The organism is Bifidobacterium catenulatum PV20-2 (genome assembly GCF_000800455.1).
Lineage (GTDB): Bacteria > Actinomycetota > Actinomycetes > Actinomycetales > Bifidobacteriaceae > Bifidobacterium > Bifidobacterium kashiwanohense_A.
This window is the reverse complement of the sequence record NZ_CP007456.1, coordinates 1,995,861-2,020,640: the sequence shown is the minus strand read 5'-3', so window position 1 is coordinate 2,020,640 and position 24,780 is coordinate 1,995,861. Positions and strand designations below refer to the sequence as shown.

The following is a 24,780-nucleotide window of genomic DNA, read 5'->3' as shown; positions in this document are numbered from 1 at the left end:
TGTGATACGAATCGCATGATTGTGTGCATCTTTTTGCTTGTGCCAGTCGCATTCGTCTGCGATTTATCGGTGTCGAGCTGAATCAGCTTAAAAAATTCCGACACTCGATAAACATAGTGAAACGTTTTACCGACAACATGCGGTATGCTGGATAACGTCGACTATCCGACGAATCACAGAGCCGTGTCTAGTTAGTCCAGCTTGAAGCGAAACGCCGGAAAAACCAAATGGCCGTAAGGAAAACCCCAGGTGTGTGGACGTTGTCTAGACACGGGCTAATAATCCTATCCAGCCATTCGGAGTCGAATGCGTCGCACGGGACTCCGGTCGCGTCGATGCACACTTCGAAGTACGCTTTGGTTAAGTAACCAGAACGTCACATTCGACTCGGTTGTTGGGTTAAACTAACAGCTGACACAAGAGCAGGAGGCGTGAATGATTGGTGCATTGGGAAAAGGCATGCTGACCATCGCTGATGGTCCCGAGATGCCCAGCGTCGATGACTTCCTTCCCGATCCGTTCGTTTTTCAGGGCACGCCGTTCGCCATTAACCGCATCATCCTCGTTCGCATTCTTGCGACCGTCATCATGCTGCTGGTTCTCGGAATTACGGCAAGCCGTGCAAAGCTCATCCCCAGCCGTTGGCAGGGAGCAGTCGAATGGTTGATCGAATTCGTCCGCGACAATATCGTCTATCAAGTGATGGGTGAGCTGCGCGGCAAGCGTTACGTGCCGATGATCACCACCGTGTTCTGCACGTTGCTGATCTTCAATCTGTGTGGCATCATCCCAGGCTTCAATATCGCGGCAAGCGCAACGATTACGTTGCCGCTGGTATTCGCCATGTGGTGCTTCTGCCAATACTGGATTGCAGGCATTCGTGAAAAGGGTCTCGGCCACTTCCTGAGGGATGAGATCTTCCCGAAGGGTGTTCCGGCCCCGATCTACATTCTGCTGTCCCCGATTCAGCTGCTTGAGCTGCTGATTATCCGCCCATTCTCGTTGACGATTCGACTGTTCGCCAACATGGTTTCGGGCCACTTGATTCTTGCGCTGTGCCTTTCGGCCACGCAGTACTTCCTCATTGATGTGGTGAACAAGGTGTTCATGCCGTTCGGCGTCGTCACCTTCGCAGCTGGCATGTTCATGTTCCTGTTCGAGGCGCTGGTCGCTTGCCTGCAGGCTTACATCTTCGCCATTCTGACCACCGCATACATCAATATGAGCTATCCGGAGATCGACTGACCGCCGGCTTTTTAATTGTTGCTTCTTGTCAAGCAATAACCAGAAAGGAAACAATCATGGATATCGTTACCCTCGCTGAGGTTGCCGGCAACCTGAACGTCGTTGGCTACGGCCTCGCCGCCATCGGCCCTGGCATCGGTCTGGGCATCCTGATCGGCAAGACCATCGAAGGCACTGCTCGCCAGCCTGAGCTCGGCAGCCGTCTGCAGACCCTCATGTTCCTGGGTCTGGCATTCGTTGAGGTGCTGGCACTGCTCGGCTTCGTGCTCGCCTTCATCAAGTAAGACTTGATTCAAGGTAACACCGAAGACGCAAACGAACATGAAAGGAGGAAGACACTATGGTGACCGCAGCTAGCGAAATGGAATTGTTCCTTCCGAAAAGCTACGACATTTTCTGGTCGTTGGTCATTCTGATCATCGTCGCCGTGTTCTTCTACAAGTTCTTCCTGCCGAAGTTCCAGGCCGTGTTCGATGAGCGCGCTGCCAAGATCGAAGGTGGCATCGCCAAGGCCGAACAGGCCCAGAAAGATGCCGATGAAGCCAAGGCGAAGTATGAGGCTCAGCTGAGCAAGGCGCGCGTCGAGGCATCCAAGATCCGTGACGACGCACGTACGGAGGCATCGCACATCATCGCGGACGCACGTACCCGTGCCGAAAGCGATGCGGCGCAGATCACCGCTACCGCCCAGCGTTCCATCGAATCGCAGCAGCAGCAGGCTCTGGTGAGCCTCAAGGGTGAAGTCGGCGTGCTGGCAACGGCACTGGCCGGCAAGATCCTGGGTAGCAAGCTCGAGAATGACGATGTGCAGTCGTCGATGATCGACCAGATGATCGCCGACATGGACAGCGACAAGAAGTGATCGAAACCTTCAAGAAAGGGAGGTGACCAATGCGAGGAGAAGCATCGCGTATCGCAGATCGCGTTTCGCGTGACTCGCTGGCCCCCAAGCTGCGTAACAGCGGTGAGGACGCATGGCGTATCGGGAATGAGCTGTTCACGATCACCAGCGCGCTAGACCACAACATCCAGCTTGAACGTGCCCTCACCGACCCGTCGCGCCCAGTCGAAGACAAGGTTGCGGTAGTCAAGACCCTGATCGGGAATCAAGCCCATCCACTGGTGATGGAGATCATGTCCGATTTGGTGTCCCGCCGTTGGAGCCGCGTGTCTGATATCGCCAATGCCGTTGAGGATTTCGGTGTTGACGGCATGATGTACTACGCGGACCACACCAATACGACTTTGCAGGTCTCCGTCGAGCTTGCCGAGTTGCATTCCGCACTGCTCAACCTTCCGGTCGTGCGCACCAAGCTGTATGACGCAACCGTTTCCAGTGAAGCCCGTGTCAAGCTGCTGTACAGCCTGATTGGTGACGCGGATTTCACCAAGGTGACCAAGCGCCTGGCCGAGCACGCGACCTGCAATCTGCGCAATCGCCGCTACCTGCAGACCATTCAGTGGCTGATCAATAAGTTCTCCCGCCATATGGGCGAATCGATGGTCACTGTTACCACGGCAACGCCGTTGAGCAAGGAGCAGGTGGAAAAGCTCATCGCCATCTATACGGCGAAGACCGACCATCCGGTGCACATCAACTCTGTGGTCGATCCGACCGTCATGGGTGGCATGCGCATCCAGGTGGGCGACGAGGTCACCGACAACACGGTGGTCGCACAGCTGCAGCATCTTCAGCGCACGGTGAAGGCAACCGCCTGACGGTTCGCCGCACGGTGAACAAGCCTGAAACAAGACTTGACTGAATTTATAAACAACAATAAGGAGTGATCATGGCAGAACTTACCATTGATCCCACCACGATACGCAAGGCGCTCGATGAGTTCGTCGAGTCGTACAAGCCGTCGGACACCCCGACCCAGGAGGTCGGTTATGTCGCGACTGCTGGCGACGGCATTGCGCACGTGACGGGACTGCCTGGTTGCATGGCCAATGAGCTGCTGACCTTCGAAGACGGCACGCTTGGCCTGGCGTTCAACCTTGACGCCCGCGAGATCGGTGTGGTTATCCTCGGCGACTTCGCAGGTATCGAGGAAGGCCAGGAAGTGCGTCGTACCGGCGAAGTGCTCTCCGTGCCCGTCGGCGACGGCTACCTTGGCCGCGTCGTGGACCCGCTAGGCAACCCGATTGATGGTCTTGGCGAAATCAAGACCGAAGGCCGTCGTATTCTCGAGGCCCAGGCACCCGACGTTATGCATCGTCATCCGGTTGACGAGCCAATGTCCACCGGTCTGAAGGCCATCGACGCAATGACGCCTATCGGCCGTGGCCAGCGCCAGCTCATCATTGGCGACCGCCAGACCGGTAAGACCGCTATCGCAATCGATACGATCATCAACCAGAAGCGTAACTGGGAATCCGGTGACCCGAAGAAGCAGGTGCGCTGCATCTACGTGGCCATCGGTCAGAAGGGCTCCACCATCGCATCGGTGAAGCAGTCCCTCGAAGAATCCGGTGCCATGGAGTACACCACCATCGTGGCCTCACCGGCTTCCGATTCCGCAGGCTTCAAGTACATCGCACCGTACACCGGTTCCGCCATCGGACAGCACTGGATGTACAACGGCAAGCACGTGCTCATCGTCTTCGACGATCTGTCGAAGCAGGCTGAGGCTTACCGCTCGATTTCCCTGCTGCTGCGCCGCCCGCCGGGACGTGAGGCATACCCGGGCGATGTGTTCTACCTGCACTCCCGTCTGCTTGAACGTTGCGCCAAGGTTTCCGATGACCTCGGCGGCGGTTCGATGACCGGCCTGCCGATCGTCGAAACCAAGGCAAACGACGTGTCCGCATACATTCCGACCAACGTGATTTCCATCACCGACGGTCAGATCTTCCTGCAGTCCGACCTGTTCAACGCGAATCAGCGTCCGGCTGTCGACGTCGGTATCTCCGTGTCCCGAGTCGGTGGCGCGGCACAGACCAAGGCGTTGAAGAAGGTCTCCGGCACGCTGAAGATTTCCTTGGCCCAGTACCGTTCCCTGGAATCCTTCGCCATGTTCGCATCCGACTTGGATGCGGCTTCGAAGGCCCAGCTGAACCGTGGCTCCCACCTGACCGAGCTGCTCAAGCAGCCGCAGTTCTCCCCGTATTCCATGGAACAGGAAGTCGTCTCCGTGTGGGCCGGCACCCATGGCAAGATGGATGACCTGCCGCTGAACGACGTGCTGCCGTTCGAGAAGGCCATGCTGGACTACTTGGACCACAACACCGATATTCTCAAGACCATCCGCGAGACCGAAGACTTCACCGCCGACACCGAGGCCGCCCTCGACAAGGCTGTGGAAGCGTTCCGTGAGACCTTCGTGACCAGCGCGGGCAAGCCGCTGGTCGAGAAGAAGCCTGACATCAAGAACGCCACTCCGGTCGAGCAGGAAAAGATCGTCGCAGGAGAGAAGTGATCCATGGGCTCGCAACTCGCATTGAAATCTAGGATCGCCTCCACCGCGTCGTTGGAGAAAATCTTCAACGCGCAGGAGATGATCGCGTCTTCGCACATCGCCAAGGCACGTGACGTCGCCTTGAACGCGAAGCCGTATACCGATGCGATTTTCGACGCCGTGCAAGCGCTGGTGGCCCATACCCATATCGACCATCCGATCGTGAAGAAGGACGAGGACAACCCTCGCGTGGCTGTTCTCGCCCTCACCTCGGATCGTGGTATGGCAGGACCGTACACCTCCTCGATCATCCGCGAAACGGAATCGCTGCTGGCCCGCCTTGATGCGGCAGGCAAGCAGCCGGAACTGTATGTGTATGGTCGTCGCGGTGTGACGTACTACAAGTACCGCAATCGTGATGTTGCCGGTACTTGGGAAGGCGATACCGACCAGCCCGGCGTAGAAGTCGCAGAGTCCATCTCGAAGGCACTGATGGACGCCTACATGAAGCCGGCGAGCGAAGGTGGGGTTTCCGAACTCTACATCGTGTTCACCGAATTCGTGAATATGGTTGTTCAGAAGGTGCGCGTGCTGCGTATGCTGCCCGTTGAACTCGTGCTTCCGGAACAGCAGGACTCCGGCCCTGTGTCCGAATCCGATGCCGATGCCGCGACCCCGCTTTATGCGTTCGAGCCGAGCGTCGACGAAGTGCTTGACGCGATTCTGCCGAAGTACATCCAGTCCCGTATTCATGAATGCCTGCTCACCGCGGCGGCATCCGAGACTGCAAGCCGACAGAACGCCATGCATACGGCTACAGACAATGCCCGCAGCCTGATCGACGACCTGACCCGTAAGCTCAACGCTTCGCGACAGGCTTCGATTACCCAGGAACTTACCGAAATCATCGGCAGCGCCGACGCGCTGAATAAGAAGGAAGAGTAGGAACGCATATGGCTGAGAATCAGACCACAGCGGCTCCCGAGACGGCTGCAGAGCCGACCGCTGGACGCGTCACGCGTATCCAGGGTTCGGTCATCGACGTCGAATTCCCGGTGGGCCACCTGCCCGACATTTACAACGCACTTACCGTTGAGCTGACCAACACCGCCAACGAAGAGGGCGAAACCACGAAGAAGATCACGCTTGAGGTCGAACAGCACCTCGGCGACTCCACCGTGCGTACCGTGGCGCTGAAGCCGACCGACGGCCTCGTTCGTGGTGCCACCGTGCTTGACACCGGCGGCCCGATCTCCGTTCCTGTTGGCGATGTCACCAAGGGTCACGTGTTCGACGTGTCCGGCAACATCCTCAACAAGAAGGATGACGAGACCATCACGGTCACTGAGCGTTGGCCTATCCACCGCAACCCGCCGGCATTCGACCAGCTGGAATCCAAGACCCAGATGTTCGAAACCGGTATCAAGGTTATCGATTTGCTGACCCCGTACGTGCAGGGCGGCAAGATTGGTCTGTTCGGTGGCGCAGGCGTCGGCAAGACCGTGCTTATTCAGGAAATGATCCAGCGAGTCGCCCAGAACCACGGCGGTGTGTCCGTGTTCGCAGGCGTCGGCGAGCGTACCCGTGAGGGTAACGATCTGATTGGCGAAATGGACGAGGCTGGCGTTCTTGAGAAGACCGCACTGGTCTTCGGCCAGATGGATGAGCAGCCGGGTACCCGTCTGCGCGTGCCGCTGACCGCACTGACCATGGCAGAGTACTTCCGTGACGTGCAGAACCAAGACGTACTGCTGTTCATCGATAACATCTTCCGTTTCACCCAGGCTGGTTCCGAGGTGTCCACCCTGCTCGGCCGTATGCCGTCCGCAGTGGGCTACCAGCCGAACCTGGCTGACGAAATGGGTGCCCTGCAGGAGCGAATCACTTCGACCCGCGGTCACTCCATCACCTCGCTGCAGGCCATCTACGTGCCGGCTGATGATTACACCGACCCGGCTCCTGCAACGACCTTCGCCCACCTGGATGCAACCACCGAGCTTTCCCGTGACATCGCTTCCAAGGGTATTTACCCGGCAGTGGACCCGCTGAGCTCCACCTCGCGAATCCTTGATCCGCGTTACGTGGGCCAGGCTCACTACGATTGCGCGAACCGCGTCAAGGCAATTCTGCAGCGTAACAAGGAGCTGCAGGACATCATCGCTCTGATCGGTATCGACGAGCTCGGCGAAGAAGACAAGACCACTGTGAACCGTGCTCGTAAGATCGAGCAGTTCCTCGGTCAGAACTTCTACGTCGCTGAAAAGTTCACCGGTCGCCCGGGCTCCTACGTGCCGGCCGACGAGACCATCGAAGCGTTTACCCGTATTTGCGACGGCGTGTACGACGACGTTCCGGAGCAGGCATTCTCCGGCATCGGCGGCATCGACGATCTCGAGAAGAAGTGGCACGACATGCAGAAGGAATACGGTGCGTGATGGCCGGATTGACAATGCAGGTGAACATCGTCGCCGCCGACCACCCTGTGTGGCACGGTACGGCGAAGTCCGTCACCATTCCGGCTTTTGAAGGCGGAATGGGCATCCTGCCCAACCACGAGCCTGTATTGACCGTAATCAAGGAAGGAACCATCGTTGTGGTGGATCCGGATGGCAGCCGTCGCTCCTTCGAAGTGACCGACGGTTTCATCTCCTTCGATTCGAACAAGCTCACCGTTGCGGTTGAGCGTGGACGTGACGTCAAGATGGCCGAGTAGCACTCGGTAGCATACTTCTGACGGCCTGTCTGTTGCGATTGATGCAATCGCAACAGACAGGCCGTTTTTCTTTTCAAAAAAAAACAGTATTAAGCAAAATAAAAAAGATTGCCTTATCGCGGATTCGGGGCTTACGACAATCATGGTAGGGTAGTGCCTCGTGCGAATTATTGTTGCTGATTGCTCTGCCGAATATTCCGGACGTTTGAATGCGTCCCTGCCGCTCGCCAAGCGCGTGTTGCTGATCAAAGCCGACAACAGTCTGCTGATTTTCTCCGAACTTGGATCATACAAGCCGCTTAATTGGATGGCAGCGCCCTGCACCATCAAAGACATCACTCCGGACCATGCCGACGACGATGTCGAAACGGAAGTTCCACAGAAAGTCATCCGCGCTTCGGCAGATAAATCCAACGACGTGCTCGAAGTGACCTTGCAGCATATTTATTCCGATGAAACGTACGATTTGGGCGAAGATCCGGGACTGATCAAAGATGGCGTCGAAGACCATCTGCAAAAATACTTGGCTGAACAGATCGAACGCATCGGCGAGGGGGCGACGCTCGTACGCCGCGAATACCCGACTGCCATTGGACCGGTCGACATCATGGCCATCGACGCCAGTGGCAAGCATGTTGCCATCGAAATCAAGAGAAATGGTGGCATCGACGGCGTTGAGCAGCTCACCCGCTACTGCGAACTACTCAACCGCGATCCTTTGCTAGCCCCCGTACGTGGTATTTTCGCCGCGCAGACCATCACCCCGCAAGCCCGCGTGCTTGCCCAAGATCGTGGCTTCGACTGCCTGATCCTCGACTATGACGAGATGAAGGGCACCGAAGACGACTCCTTACGACTCTTCTAGCTTATAAAAAACTCCCTGTTGTTATGCAGGGAGTTTTTATGCACGAATCGTGATGTAGATCAGTAGGCGGCGAGGATGTCGACCACGAAGACCAGCGTGGAGTTCGCTGGAATCTTATCCTTCGCCTCGCTGCCGTAGCCAAGGCTCGGTGGTACCACCAGCAGTACCTGGGAACCGATGGTGTGGCCGGCCAGACCCTGCTTCCATCCCTTGATCACGCTGTCAAGCGAGAACGTGGAGGATTTGCCACGATCCCACGAGGAATCGAATTGCGTGCCGTCCAGCAGCCAGCCAGTGTAATGCGCCACCACGGTCTGCGTATCCTTGACCTCGGCGCCTTCGCCCTTGATCAAATCCTGCGAAACCAACGTGTCGGAACCCTTATAACCGTTCATGTCGATCGACGGCTTGCCGTCCTTCGCAAGCGTGACCTTCGGCAGATCGGTAGGCACGTCATGCACCTTTGTGCCCGTTGCCTTCGTCAGATCCTTCGACTTCGACACGATCGTGAGCACCATCAAATATGATGTGCCTGCGGAATTCGAATCGTTCACGCCGAACGCAAGCGTGGCGTTAAGCTTCTGATCCTTGAAAATGTTGTAATAATTCTCAGTCATCTGACTGGTGTCGGAAGTGACCACCGTGGAGCAATCAGGGGTGTTGTTCTCCCATGTGCTCGCCAATTCGGAACCATCCTTGACATTGATGGCGATGCCCTGCGTGCATATGCGGTCGCCGTCTTTGATCTGGTCGCCGTTGCCCTTCTGCAGTACGACGTAGCTGTTGTCTTCCACCGTCATAGGGGTTTTGAAGGAGACGGTCGGCTTCTCGCCGGGCTCGCCCGTGGCGGTCACGCCGGCAATCTGGTTCATCTTCGACGAGGAGTTGGAGGAAGACGATGACGAATCGGAAGAAGAATCAGATTTTGTGTCGGAACTTCCGCATGCCGTGAATCCTAGGCACATAATCGTTGTGCAAGCGGCGGCGACGGCTTTGAAAAGAGTAGATTTGCGCATAGGTTCCACCTTAGTGGCAATCATTGATTTTCATAGTTTTTTCAGGCTTTTGCAGAGGGGCAATGTAGAATGGTAAATGTTATGACTTTATTGCAGGAAGAACAGGAAAAGCCGCAGTCCAAGGCGGGTCCCACGCGACACGCCAAGATCATGCGCGGCATTGTCACGCCTATTTTCGGTTTGCTTGCCATTACTTGCATCGTGCTTGGCGTCTTGAACGCGACGATCTGGAAGCCCTCGACACAGGTCTCGGCGTCCGCCACGGTCACGGGACCACAGTATGTGGTCACCGATCCGAACGTACTGCAATTGGTTGACGATCGCGTCACCATTTCGGCGAAGTCCCGAGACAAATCTGCGAACGTTTGCATCGCCATCGGTTCCGCCCGTGATGTTGCCGGATGGATCGCGGGATCCAAATACATGCGCGTCACCGGGTTGTCCGATTGGTCCACCCTGTCTACGCTGAAGGCCACGGCTCAGGGCACTGCTGATAATTCCGAAGGCCAGGTCGCGTTTCAGGATTCCGACATGTGGCGCACCGTCAAATGCAATGCCGGTTCCGTCGACATGCAGTTCAAGGGTACTAATGCGAATAATGCCGAGGATTCCGTTGCGATTATCGATTACGGCGATCGCAAGGGAGGCTCGGTCGCGCTTGGTTGGAATCGTCGTTCGATGCTGAATTTCGCCATGCCGTTCTATCTTTCCGGCGGATTGCTGGCAATACTTGCAGTGCTTTCGGCTTCTGTGTTTGCCATGCCTCCGCATAAGCGTCGCAACAAGCGCGCGTTTGCCATGGTTGACGGCATCGGTTCCACGCAGGGTGACGATGACGAGGTTGCCGCATGGGTGAAGAACGCCGAAGCGAGTGCCGCCCGTAGTGATAAGAGCGGGTCGAATCGTAAGCGCCGTCGCCATGCGAGCCATCGTGCGACCGGTTCGGAAAACATGCAAAATGAGATGACGCAACCCACGATTGTCGATCCTTCCGCTCGAAATTTGGTTGCCGACCAGCAGAATGCTGCCACTGATGGCATTGGTGAAAACAACGATTTCGAACAGACTTCCGTGATTTCGCAAGACGAGCTTGCCGCATATTTCGCACGTCTCGCACAAGAGGAAAGCAGTGCGGCCGCAGTGGCCTCGGGAACTGTAGAATTCGCGGTATCCGACGAAATCAATATGCCCAACGAAGTTGACGAAATGGCCGTAACGACCGAGCCGGTCGAATCCAACGAAACATCCGAAAACGACGAATCCGACGAACCTGACAACGAGGAGGCCAAGTGATGAAGAAGCGTTTCAACGTAATCTCGGCGGCCGTGCTCGCATTGGGAATGGTCGTTGGCATGTGCGGATGCGAGGGGCAGCTGCCGCAGCCGAAAACCACGCAACGTCAAGATGCTCCGAATCTGACCGCCAAGCAGGAGAAAACCATCCGTACGAATATTCTCAAAACGCTTGACCAGTGCAATAACGATCGCAATATCGACGCCCTCGGTCCGATTTTGGAGGGGCCGGAACTTGAGATTCGCACTAGCGAACTTCATGTGGCGCAGGTCACGGGCAATCTTGACCGCAAGACCACGATTCCAACTGATCTGGCGCAGGCCGTGATCTCTACGGACAGTGGATGGCCACGTTCGGTGTTCTCCATCACTTCCACCACGGACGACCAGCAGTCCAAGCGTCTGCTGGTGTTCCGCCAGGATTCCGCACGTCAGAACTACAAGCTGTGGGGTGTGGCACGACTGTTCTCGGGCGTGAAAATGCCGAGTTTTGAGATTTCCAAAACCGGCAGCGAGCAGGGAACGGAAAAAGACACCGGTCTGGTCATGACCCCGAAGGATGCGGTTGCTGCATATGCCGACGTGTTGCAGAATGGTGCGTCCAGCCAGTATGCGCAGAAGTTTGCCGACGACGATTTGCGTACGAAGCTTGCCGATCTGACCGAACAGGTGCAGAAGGCCATGGAGCTGAACGAGGGATCGCAGCAGCAGGTGTTCACGCCGGTTGACGATGCCATCAGCGTTATGCGTTCCGCGGATGGTGGAGACTTGGTAGTGGCGCAGATCAATTCCGAATGGACGCGTTCAGCTGGCTCCGGCCGTGAGTCGCAGCCTGCTTCCGATGCGGAAAAAGCGCTGTTTGGCGACGGTCAGGCCACCAGCACCATGAAAACCACGTATGTGAATGTGATCGCGCTGTACGTGCCTCCGGCGAATTCTGACGCGAAGATCACTGCAGTCGGTTCCGAACGTCAGCCGGTCAGGGTTGAGGCGCTGTAATCGTGGCGGTTGCGCGATTGCGCGTAAGCTTGGGGCGAACGTTTGCAATGCGTGTTGCGCCGGGCGCTTAATGTTGTTGATTGTTGATATTTTAGGAGGCAAGCATGGCAGGTCAAAGGCCGTTTAATCCGGGAGTTTCCTTGGCGGGAGCCGTTGATCTTGAAGCGTTGAAGCATCAGGTGAAGGCTGAGCCGGGGCAGGCTGGAGGCGCTCCGGCCGCAGGTGGTTATGTGATTGACACTACGGAGAACACGTTCCAGGCCATGGTGCAGACGTCGGCCACGTTCCCGATTCTGCTGCTGCTGTGGGTGCCGACCGATGATCGCCTGTTCGACATGGCCCGCCAGTTGGGCGATGCCGTGAACCAGCTGAACGGCCAGATTCAGCTGTCTCGTATCGATATCGCGTCGAATCCGTCGATCGCGCAGGCGTTCCAAGTGCAAGGTGCTCCCGCGTTGTTCGCGTTGATCAACGGCCGTCCGATGCCGATTCTGCAGGGCTTGCCGTCCGCTGAGGAAATGCAGCAGATCGTGGACGCGGTGATTCCGAATCTGGTTGCTTCCGCCCAGCAGGCTGGCGTGACCGGTTCCGCGCCGTACTCGGGCGATCCGGATTCCGATGCGGCGAATTCCGCCGCCGGCGCCCAGGAGCAGGTGCCTCCGGAGCATCAGGAGGCGTATATGCTGGCACAGCAGGGCGATTACGCTGGTGCCGCAGCCGCGTACGAGAAGGTGCTTGAAGCCGATCCGAACGATGCGCGTGCCGCCCGCGAGCGTGCGAAGGCGTTGCTGTTGGCCCGTTCCGCCAATGCGAACGTGCGTGAGGTGCGTGCCGCTGCTGCTGACAATCCCGATGATGTTAAAGCGCAGCTTGCCGTCGCCGACATTGATATGATTGGCGGTCAGATTCAGGATGCGTTCGACCGTTTGCTTGATTTCGTCGCAGCCGGTCACAAGGCCGATATTGAGCCGGTGCGCAAACGTCTGCTGGAATATTTTACGATTCCTGAGCCGACCGACGAGCGTTTGAAGCGTGCCCGCCGTCGCCTCGCCACGCTCATGTACTGACTCGTTTATTGACTTAGGTACCGTTTAGGTACTGTTCAACCGTAGGCTGCACAACTACATCGCTCTTTACGGCCTACGGTTGTTTTTAAGAAGAAAAACTTATTCCATACGATTGGTGCCGAAATAGTCGAGGAATTGCGGTCCGTCTGCTTCCAGTTCGGCTTCGAATGCGGATTTCCATCGTGAATATGGATTCGCGGCAAGCCCTTCATTGCTGAACCGCGATTGGTCGGTGATTTCGGTGGTACAGAATTTCGGAATCACCAGATTGGTGACCGGCCCGATACGTTCCGCTTCCGCAATGATCAGGGGAGCGTTGGTGCCTCCGAACACGTCGATATTCCAGCCGTCCTCATCGATCCAGTCGGTGAAACGGTTTTTGATGGTCACGTGTCCGCCGCGTTTGATGAGCTCCCCGGCGATGCGCGAATCCAAATCGCGGCTCGCCTCATAGCGTGTGCCTCCCACGGACGGCCCTTTCACGGTGACTGATCCAAGCCGAAATTCGTCGCGATACTTTTCGAGCACGGCCAGCGGGTCGAGGTCCGGAGTCATGGCGATGCGAACGGACTTTGTTTTCAATCGCACGCGCAGCGCGTAATTATCCTGGTGAACGTAATAACTTTGTACGATTAATGTCGGACTGTCACTGTCATCCAACTGCGTCGGCAGGGCACGGCAGAAAAAACGGCGCGTGTATTCGAAATCGCCTATATTTCTGCCTGAATCCTCAACCATATCTTCAGTCTAGTGGAAAAGACGCGGTAAATGGCGTTATTGCGCCGTAAATTATGACGTAATACTTTTCGTTCCCCGTTCTATACCCGTCGAATCCCCCACATAGTTGGGCGCGTTGCCGAAACCCCATCCATGCTTATTTTGCCAACATACTGAGATTCAAAAACCATTTTTCCGTAAAAAGTGTCGCTTTCATCTCAAGGCAGTGTAAAGTAGGTTAACGCACGGGTTTGTAGCTCAGTGGATAGAGCGTCTGTCTCCGGAACAGAAGGTCGTGGGTTCGATCCCCATCAAGCCCACTACAAAGACAAGTGAAGGGTCAGGTCGCGGAGCCGGTATTTGGAACATGGGACAATGCGCGTCGATTCCATGGGTACAGTGATTGCTTGAGATTGCGTTGTCGTGGTTTGCCACGGCCTGAACGCAAGCAAGATGCAATAACACGTTCTTCAAAGGAGAACATTATGAGCGAGAAGATGGAAGCGGTTGCGACTTCTGAAGCCCCGGCGGCGCTGGGCGCATACAGCCAGGCCGTGAAGGCCAACGGTTTCGTGTTCGTCTCCGGCCAGCTGGGCATCGACCCGGCCACCGGCGAACTGGCTGGCGAAACCGCCGGCGAGCAGGCAGCCCAGGCACTGAAGAACATCAAGCACATTCTTGACGCCGCAGGCACCGGCATCGAGCACGTCTGCCGCGCCACCATCTACATGAAGAACGTCGAAGACTTCCACGAGATCGACGACGTGTATGCGCAGGCCTTCATCGGCTCCGTGAAGCCGGCCCGCGTCGCGTTCGGCGGCAACAACATTCCGAAGGGCGCTCTCGTTGAGATCGACGCCATCGCTGTGCTCTGATTTCAGTGCGCTGATTGCAAATCTCCAGGAAATCCTTTTTTAGGCTCGTATGCGGTTTCTTACGCTGCATGCGAGCCTGTTGTGTTTATGCAACCTCAGGATTGCCGCTAAAAGTGAACAGCAAGCAACATGGTTCCACCGATTTCCGTATAGTAATGCGATTGGGTATTGTGCAAACGCAAGAACGTAAGAACGCGCCCATCCAAATATGAAGGAGCAGTCGCGCATGGCCGAATCGCAAGTCAACGCATCCACTGCAGGCACTGACGCCGCTGAATCCGCTGAAGCCGAGCAGGGCGGTCTTGAACGCAAGATGGAAACCCGCCATCTGACCATGATTTCGCTGGGTGGCGTGATCGGCACTGGCTTGTTCCTCAGCTCCGGCTACACGATTCACCAAGCCGGTCCTCTTGGCGCGATCATCGCGTATGGCATCGGATCCATGCTTGTGTATTTTGTGATGCTCAGCCTTGGCGAACTGTCGGTGGCCATGCCGTATGCGGGCAGCTTCCACCTGTATGCGAAGCGTTTCATCGGCCCCGGCACCGCATTCACCATCGCCGTGCTGTACTGGCTGAATTGGGCGGTGGCGCTCGCTTCGGAATTCACGGCAGCAGGTCTGCTGATGCAACGTTGGTTTCCTGATTCGCCCGCGTGGATTTGGTCCGCCGCTTTCATTGCGGTGGTGTTCATGCTCAATATTCTGTCGGTGAGGCTGTATGGCGAATCGGAATTCTGGTTCGCATCCATTAAGGTGTTTGCGATTATCGTGTTCATTGTGATCGGCTTGCTTGCCATGTTTGGTGCGATTCCGATTGCCGGTTACGATCATGCTCCGCTGTTTGAGAATTTCTATAATGATGGCTGGCTCCCGAATGGTGTGCTGCCGATTTTTTCGACGCTGCTGACGGTGGTGTTCGCATTTTCGGGCACTGAGGTCGTTGGTGTCGCGGCGGGGGAGACGAAGGATCCGGCGCAGGCGATTCCGAAGGCCGTGCATACCACGGTGCTGCGTCTTGCGATTTTCTTCATCGGTTCGATTGCAGTGATGTCCGCGCTGATTCCGTGGCATCAGTCGGGCGTCGACACGAGTCCGTTTGTGCTCGTGTTCCAGTCGATCGGCATGCCGTTTGCCGGCGATGTGATGAATTTCGTGGTGTTGACGGCGGTGCTGTCCGCTGCGAATTCCGGCTTGTATGTGTGCTCGCGTATGGTTTGGTCGCTTGCACAGGAGGGTATGATTCCGCGCGCGCTCGGCAAGACGAATTTTCATGGTGTGCCCGTGTTCGCGGTGCTCTTCAGTATGGCCGGATCGCTGTTGGCGTTGCTGTCTTCCGTGGTTGCCGCCTCGACGGTGTATTTGGCGTTGGTTGCGGTTTCCGGCTTGGCCACGCTGGTGGTGTGGGCGTCGGTTTCCGTCTGCCACTTGCGTTTCCGCAAGCAGTGGCTTGCCCAAGGTTATTCGGTTGACGATTTGAAGTATCGTGCCCCCGGTTTTCCGTTCGTGCCGATCGCTGCGATTGTGATGTGCATTGGTGCGTTGGTTTTGGTGATTTGCGATCCGTCGCAGCGCTCCACATTGTTGTATATGATTCCGTTCGTTGCGATCTGCTATATCGGCTATTACGCTTCCGTGGCTTGGCGCAGAAAGCATGGCGAACTGCAGGATGATACGCGGATCGATACGCAAGGCTGATTCTGTCTGCATAATCGGTAGACTTGGAGGAATGAGTCCAGAAGCGCTTAGTGAACTGATTTTCAATATTGCCAACAACCTTGTGAATGAAGGCAAGGCAGGCACCCTGACCACCGATCTCATCCCTCCGCAGGCTAAATTCGCCGTCATGCGTCCGAAGGACCGCGCGCACGGCGATTGGGCGTCGAACGCGGCCATGCAGCTGGCTAAGAAGGCCGGCATGAAGCCTCACGATTTCGCCGAACTGTTCGCTGCGGAACTTGCCAATGCCGATGGCATCAAGTCCGTGGAAGTGGCCGGCCCCGGCTTCATCAACATTGTGCTTGATTCCGCGTCCGCCGCGGCCGTGGTTGACACTGTGCTTGGCGAGGGAGCGAACTACGGCAAGAACGACCATCTTTCCGGCAAGACCCTGAATCTTGAATTCGTGTCCGCCAATCCGACCGGTCCGATCCATATCGGCGGCACCCGTTGGGCTGCGGTCGGTGATTCCATGGCCCGCGTGCTTGAAGCGAACGGCGCCAAGGTGGTGCGCGAATACTATTTCAACGATCACGGCGAGCAGATCAACCGTTTCGCTAAGTCGCTGGTTGCGGCCGCTCACGGTGAGGAAACCCCGATCGACGGCTACAAGGGTGCTTATATCGATGAGATTGCGCGTCGCGTTATCGATGAGGCAAATGCCGACGGTGTTGCGATTCTCGACCTGCCGCGCGTCGACGGTGGTGTTGACAACGATGGCAATCCGTTGGGTGAGGGCAATTCCGAACAGCGTGAGGAGTTCCGCAAGCGTGCGGTACCGATGATGTTCGAAGAAATCCGCAAATCCATGAAGGATTTCCGTGTGAACTTCGACGTATGGTTCCATGAGAACAGCCTGTATTCCGATGGCGAAGTCGACAAGGCGATCTCTGATTTGCGCGAACGCGGCGACATTTACGAAAAGGATGGCGCAACCTGGTTCGAGTCCACCAAGCATGGTGACGACAAGGATCGTGTGATCATCAAATCCGACGGCAACTACGCGTATTTCGCAGCTGATATTGCTTACTATCGCAACAAGCGCCATCGTGACAACGATCCTGCAGATATCGCCATTTACATGCTGGGTGCCGACCATCACGGCTATATCGGCCGCATGATGGCCATGTGCGCCGCATTCGGCGACGAACCTGGCGAAAACATGCAGATTCTTATCGGACAGCTCGTCAATGTGCTGAAGGACGGCAAGGCAGTGCGCATGTCGAAGCGCGCCGGCAATGTGGTGACCATCGACGATCTGACCGACGCTATCGGCGTGGATGCTTCTCGTTATTCGTTGGCACGCACCGACTACAATTCCCCGGTCGATATCGACCTGAACCTGCTCGCTTCGCATTCCAACGAGAATCCGGTGTACTACGTGCAGTACGCGCACGCTCGCTCCTGCAATGTGGATCGCAATGCGGCTGCTGCCGGCATCACTTACGAGGGTGCCGACGTGAGTCTGCTTGACACCGCCGCCGACGGCGAAGTGCTTGCCGCGCTCGCCCAGTGGCCGGCCCTGCTGCGCGAAGCCGGAGATCTGCGCGCCCCGCATCGCGTAGCCCACTACTTGGAAGACCTCGCCGCCACCTACCACAAGTGGTACAACGTGGAACGCGTGGTGCCTATGGAGCTCACCGATCCGGAAGCTCGCGGCGAACAGGCTGAAGCCCTGCGCATCGCCAAGGCTCCGGAACCGGCTCGTGCAGCCGCACGTTTGAAGCTCAATGACGCCGTCAAGACGGTTATCGCCGAGGGCCTTGACCTGCTTGGCGTCGCAGCCCCAGACAGGATGTGATCGCCATGGCAGTCACCCCCATCTGGCCGGCCGGCTCCAACGTGAACGAGCAAGGTGAAATCACGTTCCATGGCCGCACTGCCGAAAGCCTGCTGAACGAATTTGGTTCGCCGCTCTACGTCATCGACACCGATGACGTGCGCGCCCGCGCCGCCAAATTCGTCAAATCTGCGGCAAATGCGTTCAACAACACCGTAACCCACGTCAGTTTCGCCGGAAAAGCACTGCTTTCCAAGGAAATCTGCCGTATCGTCACCGAATCCGGCATGCTGATTGACACCTGCACCATGGGCGAGATGCGTATCGCGCTTGCCGCGGGCGTTCCCGGAAGGCGGCTCGTGCTGCACGGCAACAACAAGTCCGATGCGGAAATCGAACTCGCCATTACCGAAGGCTTCGCCAAAATCGTGGTGGACGAGCCGAACGAGCCGGCCCGTATCGCCGAAATCGCCAAGCGTCTCGGCAAGCGCGCTCGCGTGATGTTGCGTGTTACGTCCGGCATTCATGCGGGCGGCCACGAATTCGTGTCTACCGCGCATGAGGACCAGAAGTTCGGTGTCGCCTTGCTGCCGGTTGGTGCCGATGCAAGCAAGCTGAACGTGCTCGACGATTTGGCTGACGTGACCCCCGCAGGGTCGAACGCACGCCTAGGCGAAAGCGAAGCCACTCCGGGCGAAAGCGCAGAACGCCAACTGCAGTACGACATCAAATACCCGTATGACATGAGCCACGAGAAGGTTTCTGAAGGCGACCGCAAACTCGCCGAAGCCATGACCATGGTGGCTGATGGCCCCGCGCTCGCCGTATTGAAGGAGATCTACCGCCATCAGGATGTGCTCGAACTGGTCGGCGTGCATTCGCATATCGGATCGAACATTCACGATGCGGACGCCTTTATCCAGGCCGCGAAGCGCATGATGCTGCTGCGCAAGACCTTCTACGCCACCGACGCATACACACTGCCGGAGGTTGACTTGGGCGGCGGCTATTCCGTGGCCTACACCGATGGCGAGGATTCGATGGATCTCGATACGGAACTTGCCCGCCTTGCCGATGCGGTCACCACCGTGAACCGTGCGCTCGGCATGCCCGCTCCGGTCATTTCGTTCGAACCGGGCCGTTGGACGGTCGCCCCGACCGGCGTCACCTTGTATCGCGTGGGTACGGTCAAGCCGGTGCAGCTTGCCGGAACCGCGAAAGACAAGGCTGGCAATCCGGTTACGGAACGCGTGTACGTGTCTGTCGACGGCGGTATGAGCGACAATATTCGTCCGGCATTGTATGGATCGGATTACACTGCGAAAATCGCCAATCGTGAGGGTTCCAGCGAAACCAAGTTGTGCCGTGTGGTCGGCATGCACTGCGAATCGGGCGATATCATCGTCAACGAGGTGCGTCTTCCTGCCGATATTCAGCGCGGTGACGTGCTTGCGGTGCCTGTTACGGGTGCATACGGTCGCACGATGGCCAGCAACTACAATCAGGCGCTGATTCCTGCGGTTGTTGCCGTATCCGAGCAAGATGCGCATGTGATGATTCGCCGTCAGACGATCGATGATCTGTTGGATTGGGATGTGAGCGAATAGCGATTCGTGGCGTTTCGCTCGTGTTTCGTATTGTTCATGGCGATTCGTCTCAAATTGCGGACGCAGCATGGATGCGGTATGGACGGTTTTCGGGGCAAAGCTCGGAAACCGTCCATTTTCGTATGATTTCGCGGTCTTACGTCATATCGGGACCGTACAATAGGCAGGGTTACACCAATACTTCACATTCAAGGGAGGATGCCTTGGCACAGGAAGATGTTGCGCCGATTCGCGTTGGATTGTTGGGCGCGGGCACGGTCGGCTCTCAGACCGCACGCCTGCTGGTGGAGCAGAAGGATGAGCTTGCCGCACGCATCGGACGACCGATCGAACTGACCGGCGTCGCCTGCCTTGATCCGTCGGAAACCGACCCGTTCCCGTGGATCGACAAGTCCGTGGTGACCACCGACACCATGAGCGTGGCCACCAATGCCGACATTGTGGTCGAGCTGATCGGTGGAACCGGCGTGGCCCGCAAGTTCGTGCTTGCGGCCATCGAATCCGGCGCTTCCGTGGTTACCGCCAACAAGGCGCTGTTGGCCAAGTATGGTCCAGAAATCTATGCCGCCGCCGAAGCCAAGGGCGTCGATATCTACTTCGAGGCTTCCGTGGGCGGTGCTATTCCGTTCCTCAAGCCACTGCGTGAATCCCTCGTCGGAGACAAGGTGACGAGCATGCTCGGCATCGTCAACGGCACCACGAACTACATTCTCGACGAAATGACCACCAAGGGTCTTGATTTCGACGACGTGCTGAAGGACGCTCAGGCCAAGGGATACGCCGAAGCGGATCCGACCGGGGACATCGAAGGCTATGATGCGGCCAACAAGGCGGCCATCATGGCCACGCTCGGCTTCCACACCAACGTGACCATCGACGATGTGTCCGTTGAGGGCGTCACCAAGATCACCGCCGACGATATTGCCGCCGCAACCGCCGAAAACAAGGTCATCAAGCTGCTGGCCGTGGTGGAGAATGGCGAGGCCGGTGTGTCTGCCCGCGTGTATCCGGCGCTGATTTCCAACGAGCATCCGCTGGCTTCCGTGCATGGTTCCTTTAACGCGGTGTTTGTGAAGGCCGAAGCGGCCGACGATCTGATGTTCTATGGTCGTGGCGCTGGCGGCGCTCCGACCGCTTCTGCAGTGGTTGGCGATGTGGTGACCGAGGCGCGCCACATCGCACAGGGATGCACCGGCCCGACCATTCCGCTGTATAAGGATTTGAAGAAGGCTCCGATCGAGGCTTCCAAGGCCGAGTTCGCCGTGCGTTTCGTGATTCACGACAATCCGGGCGTGCTTGCGGCCATCGCGGCCAAGTTCGCCGAGCATGGCGTGTCTATCAATGGTGTGAACCAGGATCTCAAGCCCACGCTGAAGGATCCGGGTTACGACGGCGAACTGCAGCAGCTGCGCCTTGTCACGCACATGACCGACGAGCTTACCCTGCGTGAAACCGTGAAAGACGTGTGCGCACTCGACTGCGTGGTTGGCGAGCCTTCCATCCTCCGCGTGCTCAACTAACAGTCATGAGACGGCTGCTCAAATCGTTGCGATTGGGCGGCCGTCTTTTCGTTCATATTCCGGCTGCTGCGTTGGACAATTGCGTGCCGATTGTCTACTAAATTGTCTGTTGATTATGGGTTTGAATTTGACTCTTGTACCCTTTCGGGTATACGGTGCTTGACTTGTAAAGAAGATGTGACGAAGGACGACGAGATATGACTCCAGTTACTCGTAAAGTACGCGTGCGTGTTCCGGCTACCAGTGCCAATCTTGGCTCTGGCTTTGATACGGTCGGACTTGCTCTGGACTACCACGACGGACTTGAATTCACGCTGAGCGCCGATCCGGTGAACACTGCGGCTCAGGTGATGATCGAAGGCGAAGGCGCCGATACTCTCCCGCGTGACGAAACCCACTTGGTGGTTTCCACGTTCCGCCGCGCATGCCAGACCTTTGGTCTGGGCCGTGTGGGCTTCATTCTTCAGGCTCACAACAACATTCCTCAGGCACGAGGCATGGGCTCTTCCGCAGAGGCCATTGTGGCGGGCATCGCAGCCGCGGCCGCCTTCGCGCAGGACGACGGACTCAACCGTGATGCCGTGTTTGAGCTTGCTGCGGCCATCGAAGGCCATCCGGACAACGTGGCTCCGGCCGTGTATGGCGGGCTCACCATGTCTTGGGACATGGAAACCCCCGAAGGTGTCGGTTCCGTGCCGATTCCGGGCGGCGAGCCGCTGCACAAGGGCTTCCACACCATCAACTATCGTGTTGCCGACGATCTGACCGCAGCCGTGTTCGTGCCGGATTATGAGCTGTCCACCGAAAAGGCGCGTCAGGCGCTGCCGGGTCAGCTGGCGTTCAAGGATGCTGTGCACAATGTGTCTCGTGTGAGCCTGCTGCCGGCCGCCATGAATCCTGCTATGCTGGCGACTGGCCAGCGTCAGAATGCCAATGCGTTGCTATTCGCAGCCACGCAGGATCGTTTGCATCAGCCGTATCGCGCCCCTTTGATGGAACCGTCGTGGGCACTGATCGAAAAGCTGCGTTCCCATGGTTTCGCATCCATGGTTTCCGGTGCCGGCCCATGCGTGCTCGTGCTGCATCATGGCGACGCTCACGAACAGCTGGAACAGCTCGCTTCCGAAGAGCTCGCTTCCGGTCATTGGCGTGTGCTGCATTTGGGCGTCGACACCAAGGGTGTGCAGGTGGAACGCGTATGAACAACTCCATTCCGCTGATTCTCGCCTCCAAATCCAAGCCTCGCCGTGACGTGCTTTTCTCGGCTGGTATTTGCCCCACGATTCGTGTATCGAACGTGGACGAGCCGGCAGCGCTTGAACGTGAGGCAGCCGCCATGGGCGTTGCCGTAAGCGATCTGAGCGTGGAGCAGCGGGTGATGATTCTCGCTACGGCTAAAGCTGAAGCCGTGCATCAGGCGTATCGTAACGTTGCTGCCACCGCTGCGGCGGCGCACGGCGATCGCGTGATCGGATTTCCGCTGAAAGCCGTTGCCGAATCTTCCGAACATCCAGATAATGCTGAAAATACTGGAGATTCTGCATCTTTAGAACATCCTCGTATTACATTGCGTGTGGACGAAGTGCAGTCCGCCTCCGACGTAAATACCCGCGATTTTTCGGGAATCACCATTCCTACGATCACTGAATCGATTGCTGATTTCGTTGATGGCAAGCCGAGCCTGACCCGTGCAAAAGTCGGTCCGCTGATTCTTGGCTGCGATTCCATGTTCCTGCTTGACGGCGAATGTTACGGCAAGCCGCATAGCGCTGAGGTGGCTCGGGAACGACTGCGTGCCATGCGCGGTGCCACCGGTGAATTGTGGACGGGTCATTGCCTGATCGACTTCGCCACCGGGCGTATCGCGCGAGGCGCGAGCAGGGCCACGCTGCACTTCTGCGAATATTCCGACACCGATATCGAACGGTACATCGCTACCGGGGAGCCGTTGGAAGTGGCTGGTTCCTTCACGCTTGAGGGCTTCGGTGGAGCGTTCATTGACTCCATCGAAGGCGATCCGCACGGCATTATCGGCTTGAGTCTTCCGCTGGCGCGCCGTTTGGCCGCCGAGCTTGGCGTGGAATGGACCGATCTGTGGAATGTGACGCGAGCCGATCAAGAACCGAACGTTGAACACGATTCGCGAACCGGTGCTGCAAAACCGCTTCCTCCCAAGGAAAACGTGCATCAGCCGGGTGATGGTTGGATTGATTGCGATTGCGGCCGCAAGCATTGGGGTACGAACGGCGCGTCCGGCGTGCTGCTAGCCCGCCGAAGCGAACAGACCGGCGAAGTGACACACGTTGTCATGCAGCATCGCGCGGTGTGGAGCGCGGAAGGTGGCACATGGGGCATTCCAGGAGGTGCCACCGCCGACGGTGAAAGCCCGATCGAGGGCGCGCTGCGCGAATCGTACGAGGAAGCCAACATTACCCCCGAAGATATCGACGTGGTCGGATCATACTGCGAAGACCACGGACCGTGGTCCTACACCACCGTGTTCGCATTCGAAAAGCCGGGGCATCATGTTGACCCCAAAGCGAATGACGACGAAAGCATGGAAATCGAATGGGTGCCGATTGAGGAAGTCCCCAATCGTAAACTGTTGACCGCCATGTGTACCGACTGGCCGAATTTCGCTGCGCGACTCGCTCAGATGGCTGAAAAATAGCGTCTGTTAGCGCTAACCGAAGTTGCGTGTAGAATAGTCGAAAGTAACAACGGTAGTGTGCGGAAGGCGACGGGGCATGGCAGGCAGGCGTAATGCGGCGAACAAACGCCCTTCGATGTTCGAAGTGGCGAAAATGGCTGGTGTCAGCCATCAAACGGTGTCACGCGTGGTAAACCATTCCCCTGACGTGTCTGACGCGACCCGCGAGAAAGTGCTGAAAGCCATCGACGCGCTCGGCTACCGTCCAAGCAATTCCGCACGCGCCCTCGCCTCGCATCGCTCCCGTACCATCGGTTTGATTGCAGGTGGGCAGCGTTTTTACGGCCCGATCTCCGCGATTTCCTCGATTGAGGCGATGGCGAGGCAGCATGGCCTGTTCATGTCGGTGAGCATGGTGCACGAGGCGCTCTGCTCGCAGACGGAATTCGATGATCTATGCTTCACCTTCGACGAGATGAATGTGGATGCGTTTATTTTCCTCACGCCAACGGATGTCATGTTCTCGGCCGCCTGTCGTGCGCAGATCACGCAGCCGCGCGTTATCGTCACCTCCACGCACGGCAGCATCAGCGTGCAAGACGGTTTGCGTTTGATGAAGCTGGCCGACCGTCGCCGCGTATCGGTTGTAGGCGTGGACCAGTGGGCGGCCATGGCCGACGTGATGCATTTGGTGGTTGAGTATGGGCATCGTTCCGTGCTCTATTTCGCAGGTCCGAAGGAATGGCGTGATGCCGCCACGCGTTTGATGGCGTGGAACAAGCTGTGCGCGGCCAATGCGGTGAGTTCCGTCACCGTGCAGTGCGAAACATGGGAATCGACCGAAGCGTATGGCAAGATGAATCATATTCTTGAAAACATCGGTCGTACAGGTGGAAATCTGCCGACGTGCATGGTGTGTGCGAACGACAGCCAGGCGGTTGGTGTGTCTCGTGCGCTGCATGAACATGGCATGCGCATTCCGCAGGATGTGAGTCTGGTCGGTTTCGATGACATGCCCGCTATGGACAACATGTACCCGCCGCTGGCCACGGTTCGCCCTGATTTTGAACAGCTTGGCGTTGCCGCCATGCGGGAGACGTTGTTTTTGCTAGGGGAGGGCGATGAGAATTCGTTCGCCTCGTCGCAGCATGGCGTTGGTCTGATTTCCGCAAAAGTGATCGGGCGTGCATCTTTGGGTGCCGCCAGCCGTCGCTGAATACTTCTTGTGATTGTTATATCGCTCTTTTACGTCTGCTGTACTGGGTGGATTGCGTGAAGCCGGTATATCGAGAAATCGGCTGACGATTTGCATGTAGTGC

The 24,780-nt window shown here is 57.3% G+C and carries 21 protein-coding genes, 1 tRNA gene and 2 pseudogenes; 22 read left to right on the top strand and 2 right to left on the bottom strand.

Going from position 1 to position 24,780, the window contains the following annotated elements; translation table 11 throughout:
• Nucleotides 1-435 precede the first annotated feature (435 nt).
• The 9 genes from atpB to nucS all read left to right on the top strand — a co-directional run bounded on the left by atpB (nucleotide 436) and on the right by nucS (nucleotide 8,221).
• Nucleotides 436-1,245, top strand: a complete 810-nt coding sequence (gene atpB / locus AH68_RS08675; RefSeq protein ID WP_039199267.1) for a F0F1 ATP synthase subunit A — start codon at nucleotides 436-438, stop codon at nucleotides 1,243-1,245.
• Between the two features lie 56 nt (nucleotides 1,246-1,301).
• A complete protein-coding gene (gene atpE / locus AH68_RS08670) occupies nucleotides 1,302-1,529 on the top strand; it encodes an ATP synthase F0 subunit C (RefSeq protein ID WP_003809874.1) in 228 nt (75 codons plus the stop codon).
• A 56-nt stretch (nucleotides 1,530-1,585) separates the two neighbouring features.
• On the top strand, nucleotides 1,586-2,107 hold the full coding sequence (locus AH68_RS08665; protein ID WP_039199258.1) for a F0F1 ATP synthase subunit B: 522 nt from the start codon (nucleotides 1,586-1,588) through the stop codon (nucleotides 2,105-2,107).
• A gap of 29 nt (nucleotides 2,108-2,136) precedes the next feature.
• A complete protein-coding gene (locus AH68_RS08660) occupies nucleotides 2,137-2,964 on the top strand; it encodes a F0F1 ATP synthase subunit delta (protein ID WP_039199255.1) in 828 nt (275 codons plus the stop codon).
• Nucleotides 2,965-3,035: 71 nt separating this feature from the next.
• Nucleotides 3,036-4,664 (top strand): F0F1 ATP synthase subunit alpha, encoded by a 1,629-nt coding sequence (atpA, locus tag AH68_RS08655; protein ID WP_034879776.1) that lies wholly within the window; start codon nucleotides 3,036-3,038, stop codon nucleotides 4,662-4,664.
• A gap of 3 nt (nucleotides 4,665-4,667) precedes the next feature.
• Nucleotides 4,668-5,588, top strand: coding sequence for a F0F1 ATP synthase subunit gamma (locus AH68_RS08650; protein WP_003833846.1), 921 nt, complete (start codon nucleotides 4,668-4,670; stop codon nucleotides 5,586-5,588).
• Between the two features lie 8 nt (nucleotides 5,589-5,596).
• The gene (gene atpD / locus AH68_RS08645; RefSeq protein ID WP_039199253.1) at nucleotides 5,597-7,078 is read left to right on the top strand and encodes a F0F1 ATP synthase subunit beta; all 1,482 of its coding nucleotides are present in this window, start codon (nucleotides 5,597-5,599) and stop codon (nucleotides 7,076-7,078) included.
• Complete coding sequence (locus AH68_RS08640) at nucleotides 7,078-7,356, top strand: F0F1 ATP synthase subunit epsilon (protein ID WP_004223302.1); 279 nt, start codon at nucleotides 7,078-7,080, stop codon at nucleotides 7,354-7,356. Before atpD ends, AH68_RS08640 begins: the two co-directional genes overlap by 1 nt.
• Nucleotides 7,357-7,516: 160 nt before the next feature.
• Nucleotides 7,517-8,221 (top strand): endonuclease NucS, encoded by a 705-nt coding sequence (nucS, locus tag AH68_RS08635; RefSeq protein ID WP_033512712.1) that lies wholly within the window; start codon nucleotides 7,517-7,519, stop codon nucleotides 8,219-8,221.
• Between the two features lie 59 nt (nucleotides 8,222-8,280).
• On the opposite strand, the gene AH68_RS08630 is transcribed toward nucS, so the two are convergent.
• Nucleotides 8,281-9,237 (bottom strand): FKBP-type peptidyl-prolyl cis-trans isomerase, encoded by a 957-nt coding sequence (locus AH68_RS08630; protein WP_173405860.1) that lies wholly within the window; start codon nucleotides 9,235-9,237, stop codon nucleotides 8,281-8,283.
• 81 nt (nucleotides 9,238-9,318) lie between these two features.
• Between AH68_RS08630 and AH68_RS08620 the strand changes: the two genes are divergently transcribed.
• The 3 genes from AH68_RS08620 (at nucleotide 9,319) to AH68_RS08610 (ending at nucleotide 12,595) form a co-directional block, all read left to right on the top strand.
• A complete protein-coding gene (locus AH68_RS08620) occupies nucleotides 9,319-10,530 on the top strand; it encodes a hypothetical protein (RefSeq protein ID WP_052189209.1) in 1,212 nt (403 codons plus the stop codon).
• Nucleotides 10,530-11,528 (top strand): DUF8094 domain-containing protein, encoded by a 999-nt coding sequence (locus AH68_RS08615; RefSeq protein WP_039199247.1) that lies wholly within the window; start codon nucleotides 10,530-10,532, stop codon nucleotides 11,526-11,528. Before AH68_RS08620 ends, AH68_RS08615 begins: the two co-directional genes overlap by 1 nt.
• Before the next feature lie 104 nt (nucleotides 11,529-11,632).
• The gene (locus tag AH68_RS08610; RefSeq protein ID WP_039199246.1) at nucleotides 11,633-12,595 is read left to right on the top strand and encodes a tetratricopeptide repeat protein; all 963 of its coding nucleotides are present in this window, start codon (nucleotides 11,633-11,635) and stop codon (nucleotides 12,593-12,595) included.
• Between the two features lie 99 nt (nucleotides 12,596-12,694).
• Here the strand turns inward: AH68_RS08610 and AH68_RS08605 are convergent, their stop codons facing one another.
• Nucleotides 12,695-13,333, bottom strand: a complete 639-nt coding sequence (locus AH68_RS08605) for a CYTH domain-containing protein (RefSeq protein ID WP_039199245.1) — start codon at nucleotides 13,331-13,333, stop codon at nucleotides 12,695-12,697.
• Nucleotides 13,334-13,559: 226 nt separating this feature from the next.
• Here AH68_RS08605 and AH68_RS08600 point away from each other — a divergent pair.
• From AH68_RS08600 to AH68_RS08560, 10 genes and pseudogenes are all read left to right on the top strand, one after another.
• Nucleotides 13,560-13,632 (top strand) — tRNA-Arg (locus AH68_RS08600).
• A 165-nt stretch (nucleotides 13,633-13,797) separates the two neighbouring features.
• The gene (locus tag AH68_RS08595) at nucleotides 13,798-14,187 is read left to right on the top strand and encodes a Rid family detoxifying hydrolase (RefSeq protein WP_003833824.1); all 390 of its coding nucleotides are present in this window, start codon (nucleotides 13,798-13,800) and stop codon (nucleotides 14,185-14,187) included.
• Nucleotides 14,188-14,500: 313 nt separating this feature from the next.
• A complete protein-coding gene (locus AH68_RS08590) occupies nucleotides 14,501-15,883 on the top strand; it encodes an amino acid permease (RefSeq protein ID WP_144245778.1) in 1,383 nt (460 codons plus the stop codon).
• A gap of 31 nt (nucleotides 15,884-15,914) precedes the next feature.
• Complete coding sequence (gene argS, locus AH68_RS08585) at nucleotides 15,915-17,705, top strand: arginine--tRNA ligase (protein WP_039199240.1); 1,791 nt, start codon at nucleotides 15,915-15,917, stop codon at nucleotides 17,703-17,705.
• Nucleotides 17,706-17,710: 5 nt separating this feature from the next.
• Nucleotides 17,711-19,291: a diaminopimelate decarboxylase family protein gene (locus tag AH68_RS08580; RefSeq protein WP_039199238.1), complete on the top strand. Its 1,581-nt coding sequence runs from the start codon at nucleotides 17,711-17,713 to the stop codon at nucleotides 19,289-19,291.
• 203 nt (nucleotides 19,292-19,494) lie between these two features.
• Complete coding sequence (locus AH68_RS08575; protein WP_039199236.1) at nucleotides 19,495-20,811, top strand: homoserine dehydrogenase; 1,317 nt, start codon at nucleotides 19,495-19,497, stop codon at nucleotides 20,809-20,811.
• Between the two features lie 197 nt (nucleotides 20,812-21,008).
• Nucleotides 21,009-22,013 (top strand): homoserine kinase, encoded by a 1,005-nt coding sequence (thrB, locus tag AH68_RS08570; RefSeq protein WP_039199234.1) that lies wholly within the window; start codon nucleotides 21,009-21,011, stop codon nucleotides 22,011-22,013.
• Nucleotides 22,010-22,301, top strand: a pseudogene (locus AH68_RS11320) (Maf family protein); the annotation flags it as partial. The gene thrB and the pseudogene AH68_RS11320, both read left to right, overlap by 4 nt.
• A gap of 110 nt (nucleotides 22,302-22,411) precedes the next feature.
• A pseudogene (locus AH68_RS08565) lies at nucleotides 22,412-23,482 on the top strand (Maf family protein); the annotation flags it as partial.
• A gap of 76 nt (nucleotides 23,483-23,558) precedes the next feature.
• The gene (locus AH68_RS08560; RefSeq protein WP_039199229.1) at nucleotides 23,559-24,677 is read left to right on the top strand and encodes a LacI family DNA-binding transcriptional regulator; all 1,119 of its coding nucleotides are present in this window, start codon (nucleotides 23,559-23,561) and stop codon (nucleotides 24,675-24,677) included.
• Nucleotides 24,678-24,780: the final 103 nt, after the last annotated feature.

Coding starts and splice junctions, on each gene's coding strand:
- atpB (WP_039199267.1), top strand. CDS start 436: ATGATTGGTGCATTGGGAAAAGGCATGCTGACCATCGCTGATGGTCCC.
- atpE (WP_003809874.1), top strand. CDS start 1,302: ATGGATATCGTTACCCTCGCTGAGGTTGCCGGCAACCTGAACGTCGTT.
- AH68_RS08665 (WP_039199258.1), top strand. CDS start 1,586: ATGGTGACCGCAGCTAGCGAAATGGAATTGTTCCTTCCGAAAAGCTAC.
- AH68_RS08660 (WP_039199255.1), top strand. CDS start 2,137: ATGCGAGGAGAAGCATCGCGTATCGCAGATCGCGTTTCGCGTGACTCG.
- atpA (WP_034879776.1), top strand. CDS start 3,036: ATGGCAGAACTTACCATTGATCCCACCACGATACGCAAGGCGCTCGAT.
- AH68_RS08650 (WP_003833846.1), top strand. CDS start 4,668: ATGGGCTCGCAACTCGCATTGAAATCTAGGATCGCCTCCACCGCGTCG.
- atpD (WP_039199253.1), top strand. CDS start 5,597: ATGGCTGAGAATCAGACCACAGCGGCTCCCGAGACGGCTGCAGAGCCG.
- AH68_RS08640 (WP_004223302.1), top strand. CDS start 7,078: ATGGCCGGATTGACAATGCAGGTGAACATCGTCGCCGCCGACCACCCT.
- AH68_RS08630 (WP_173405860.1), bottom strand. CDS start 9,237: ATGCGCAAATCTACTCTTTTCAAAGCCGTCGCCGCCGCTTGCACAACG.
- AH68_RS08620 (WP_052189209.1), top strand. CDS start 9,319: ATGACTTTATTGCAGGAAGAACAGGAAAAGCCGCAGTCCAAGGCGGGT.
- AH68_RS08615 (WP_039199247.1), top strand. CDS start 10,530: ATGAAGAAGCGTTTCAACGTAATCTCGGCGGCCGTGCTCGCATTGGGA.
- AH68_RS08610 (WP_039199246.1), top strand. CDS start 11,633: ATGGCAGGTCAAAGGCCGTTTAATCCGGGAGTTTCCTTGGCGGGAGCC.
- AH68_RS08605 (WP_039199245.1), bottom strand. CDS start 13,333: ATGGTTGAGGATTCAGGCAGAAATATAGGCGATTTCGAATACACGCGC.
- AH68_RS08595 (WP_003833824.1), top strand. CDS start 13,798: ATGAGCGAGAAGATGGAAGCGGTTGCGACTTCTGAAGCCCCGGCGGCG.
- AH68_RS08590 (WP_144245778.1), top strand. CDS start 14,501: ATGGAAACCCGCCATCTGACCATGATTTCGCTGGGTGGCGTGATCGGC.
- argS (WP_039199240.1), top strand. CDS start 15,915: ATGAGTCCAGAAGCGCTTAGTGAACTGATTTTCAATATTGCCAACAAC.
- AH68_RS08580 (WP_039199238.1), top strand. CDS start 17,711: ATGGCAGTCACCCCCATCTGGCCGGCCGGCTCCAACGTGAACGAGCAA.
- thrB (WP_039199234.1), top strand. CDS start 21,009: ATGACTCCAGTTACTCGTAAAGTACGCGTGCGTGTTCCGGCTACCAGT.
- AH68_RS08560 (WP_039199229.1), top strand. CDS start 23,559: ATGGCAGGCAGGCGTAATGCGGCGAACAAACGCCCTTCGATGTTCGAA.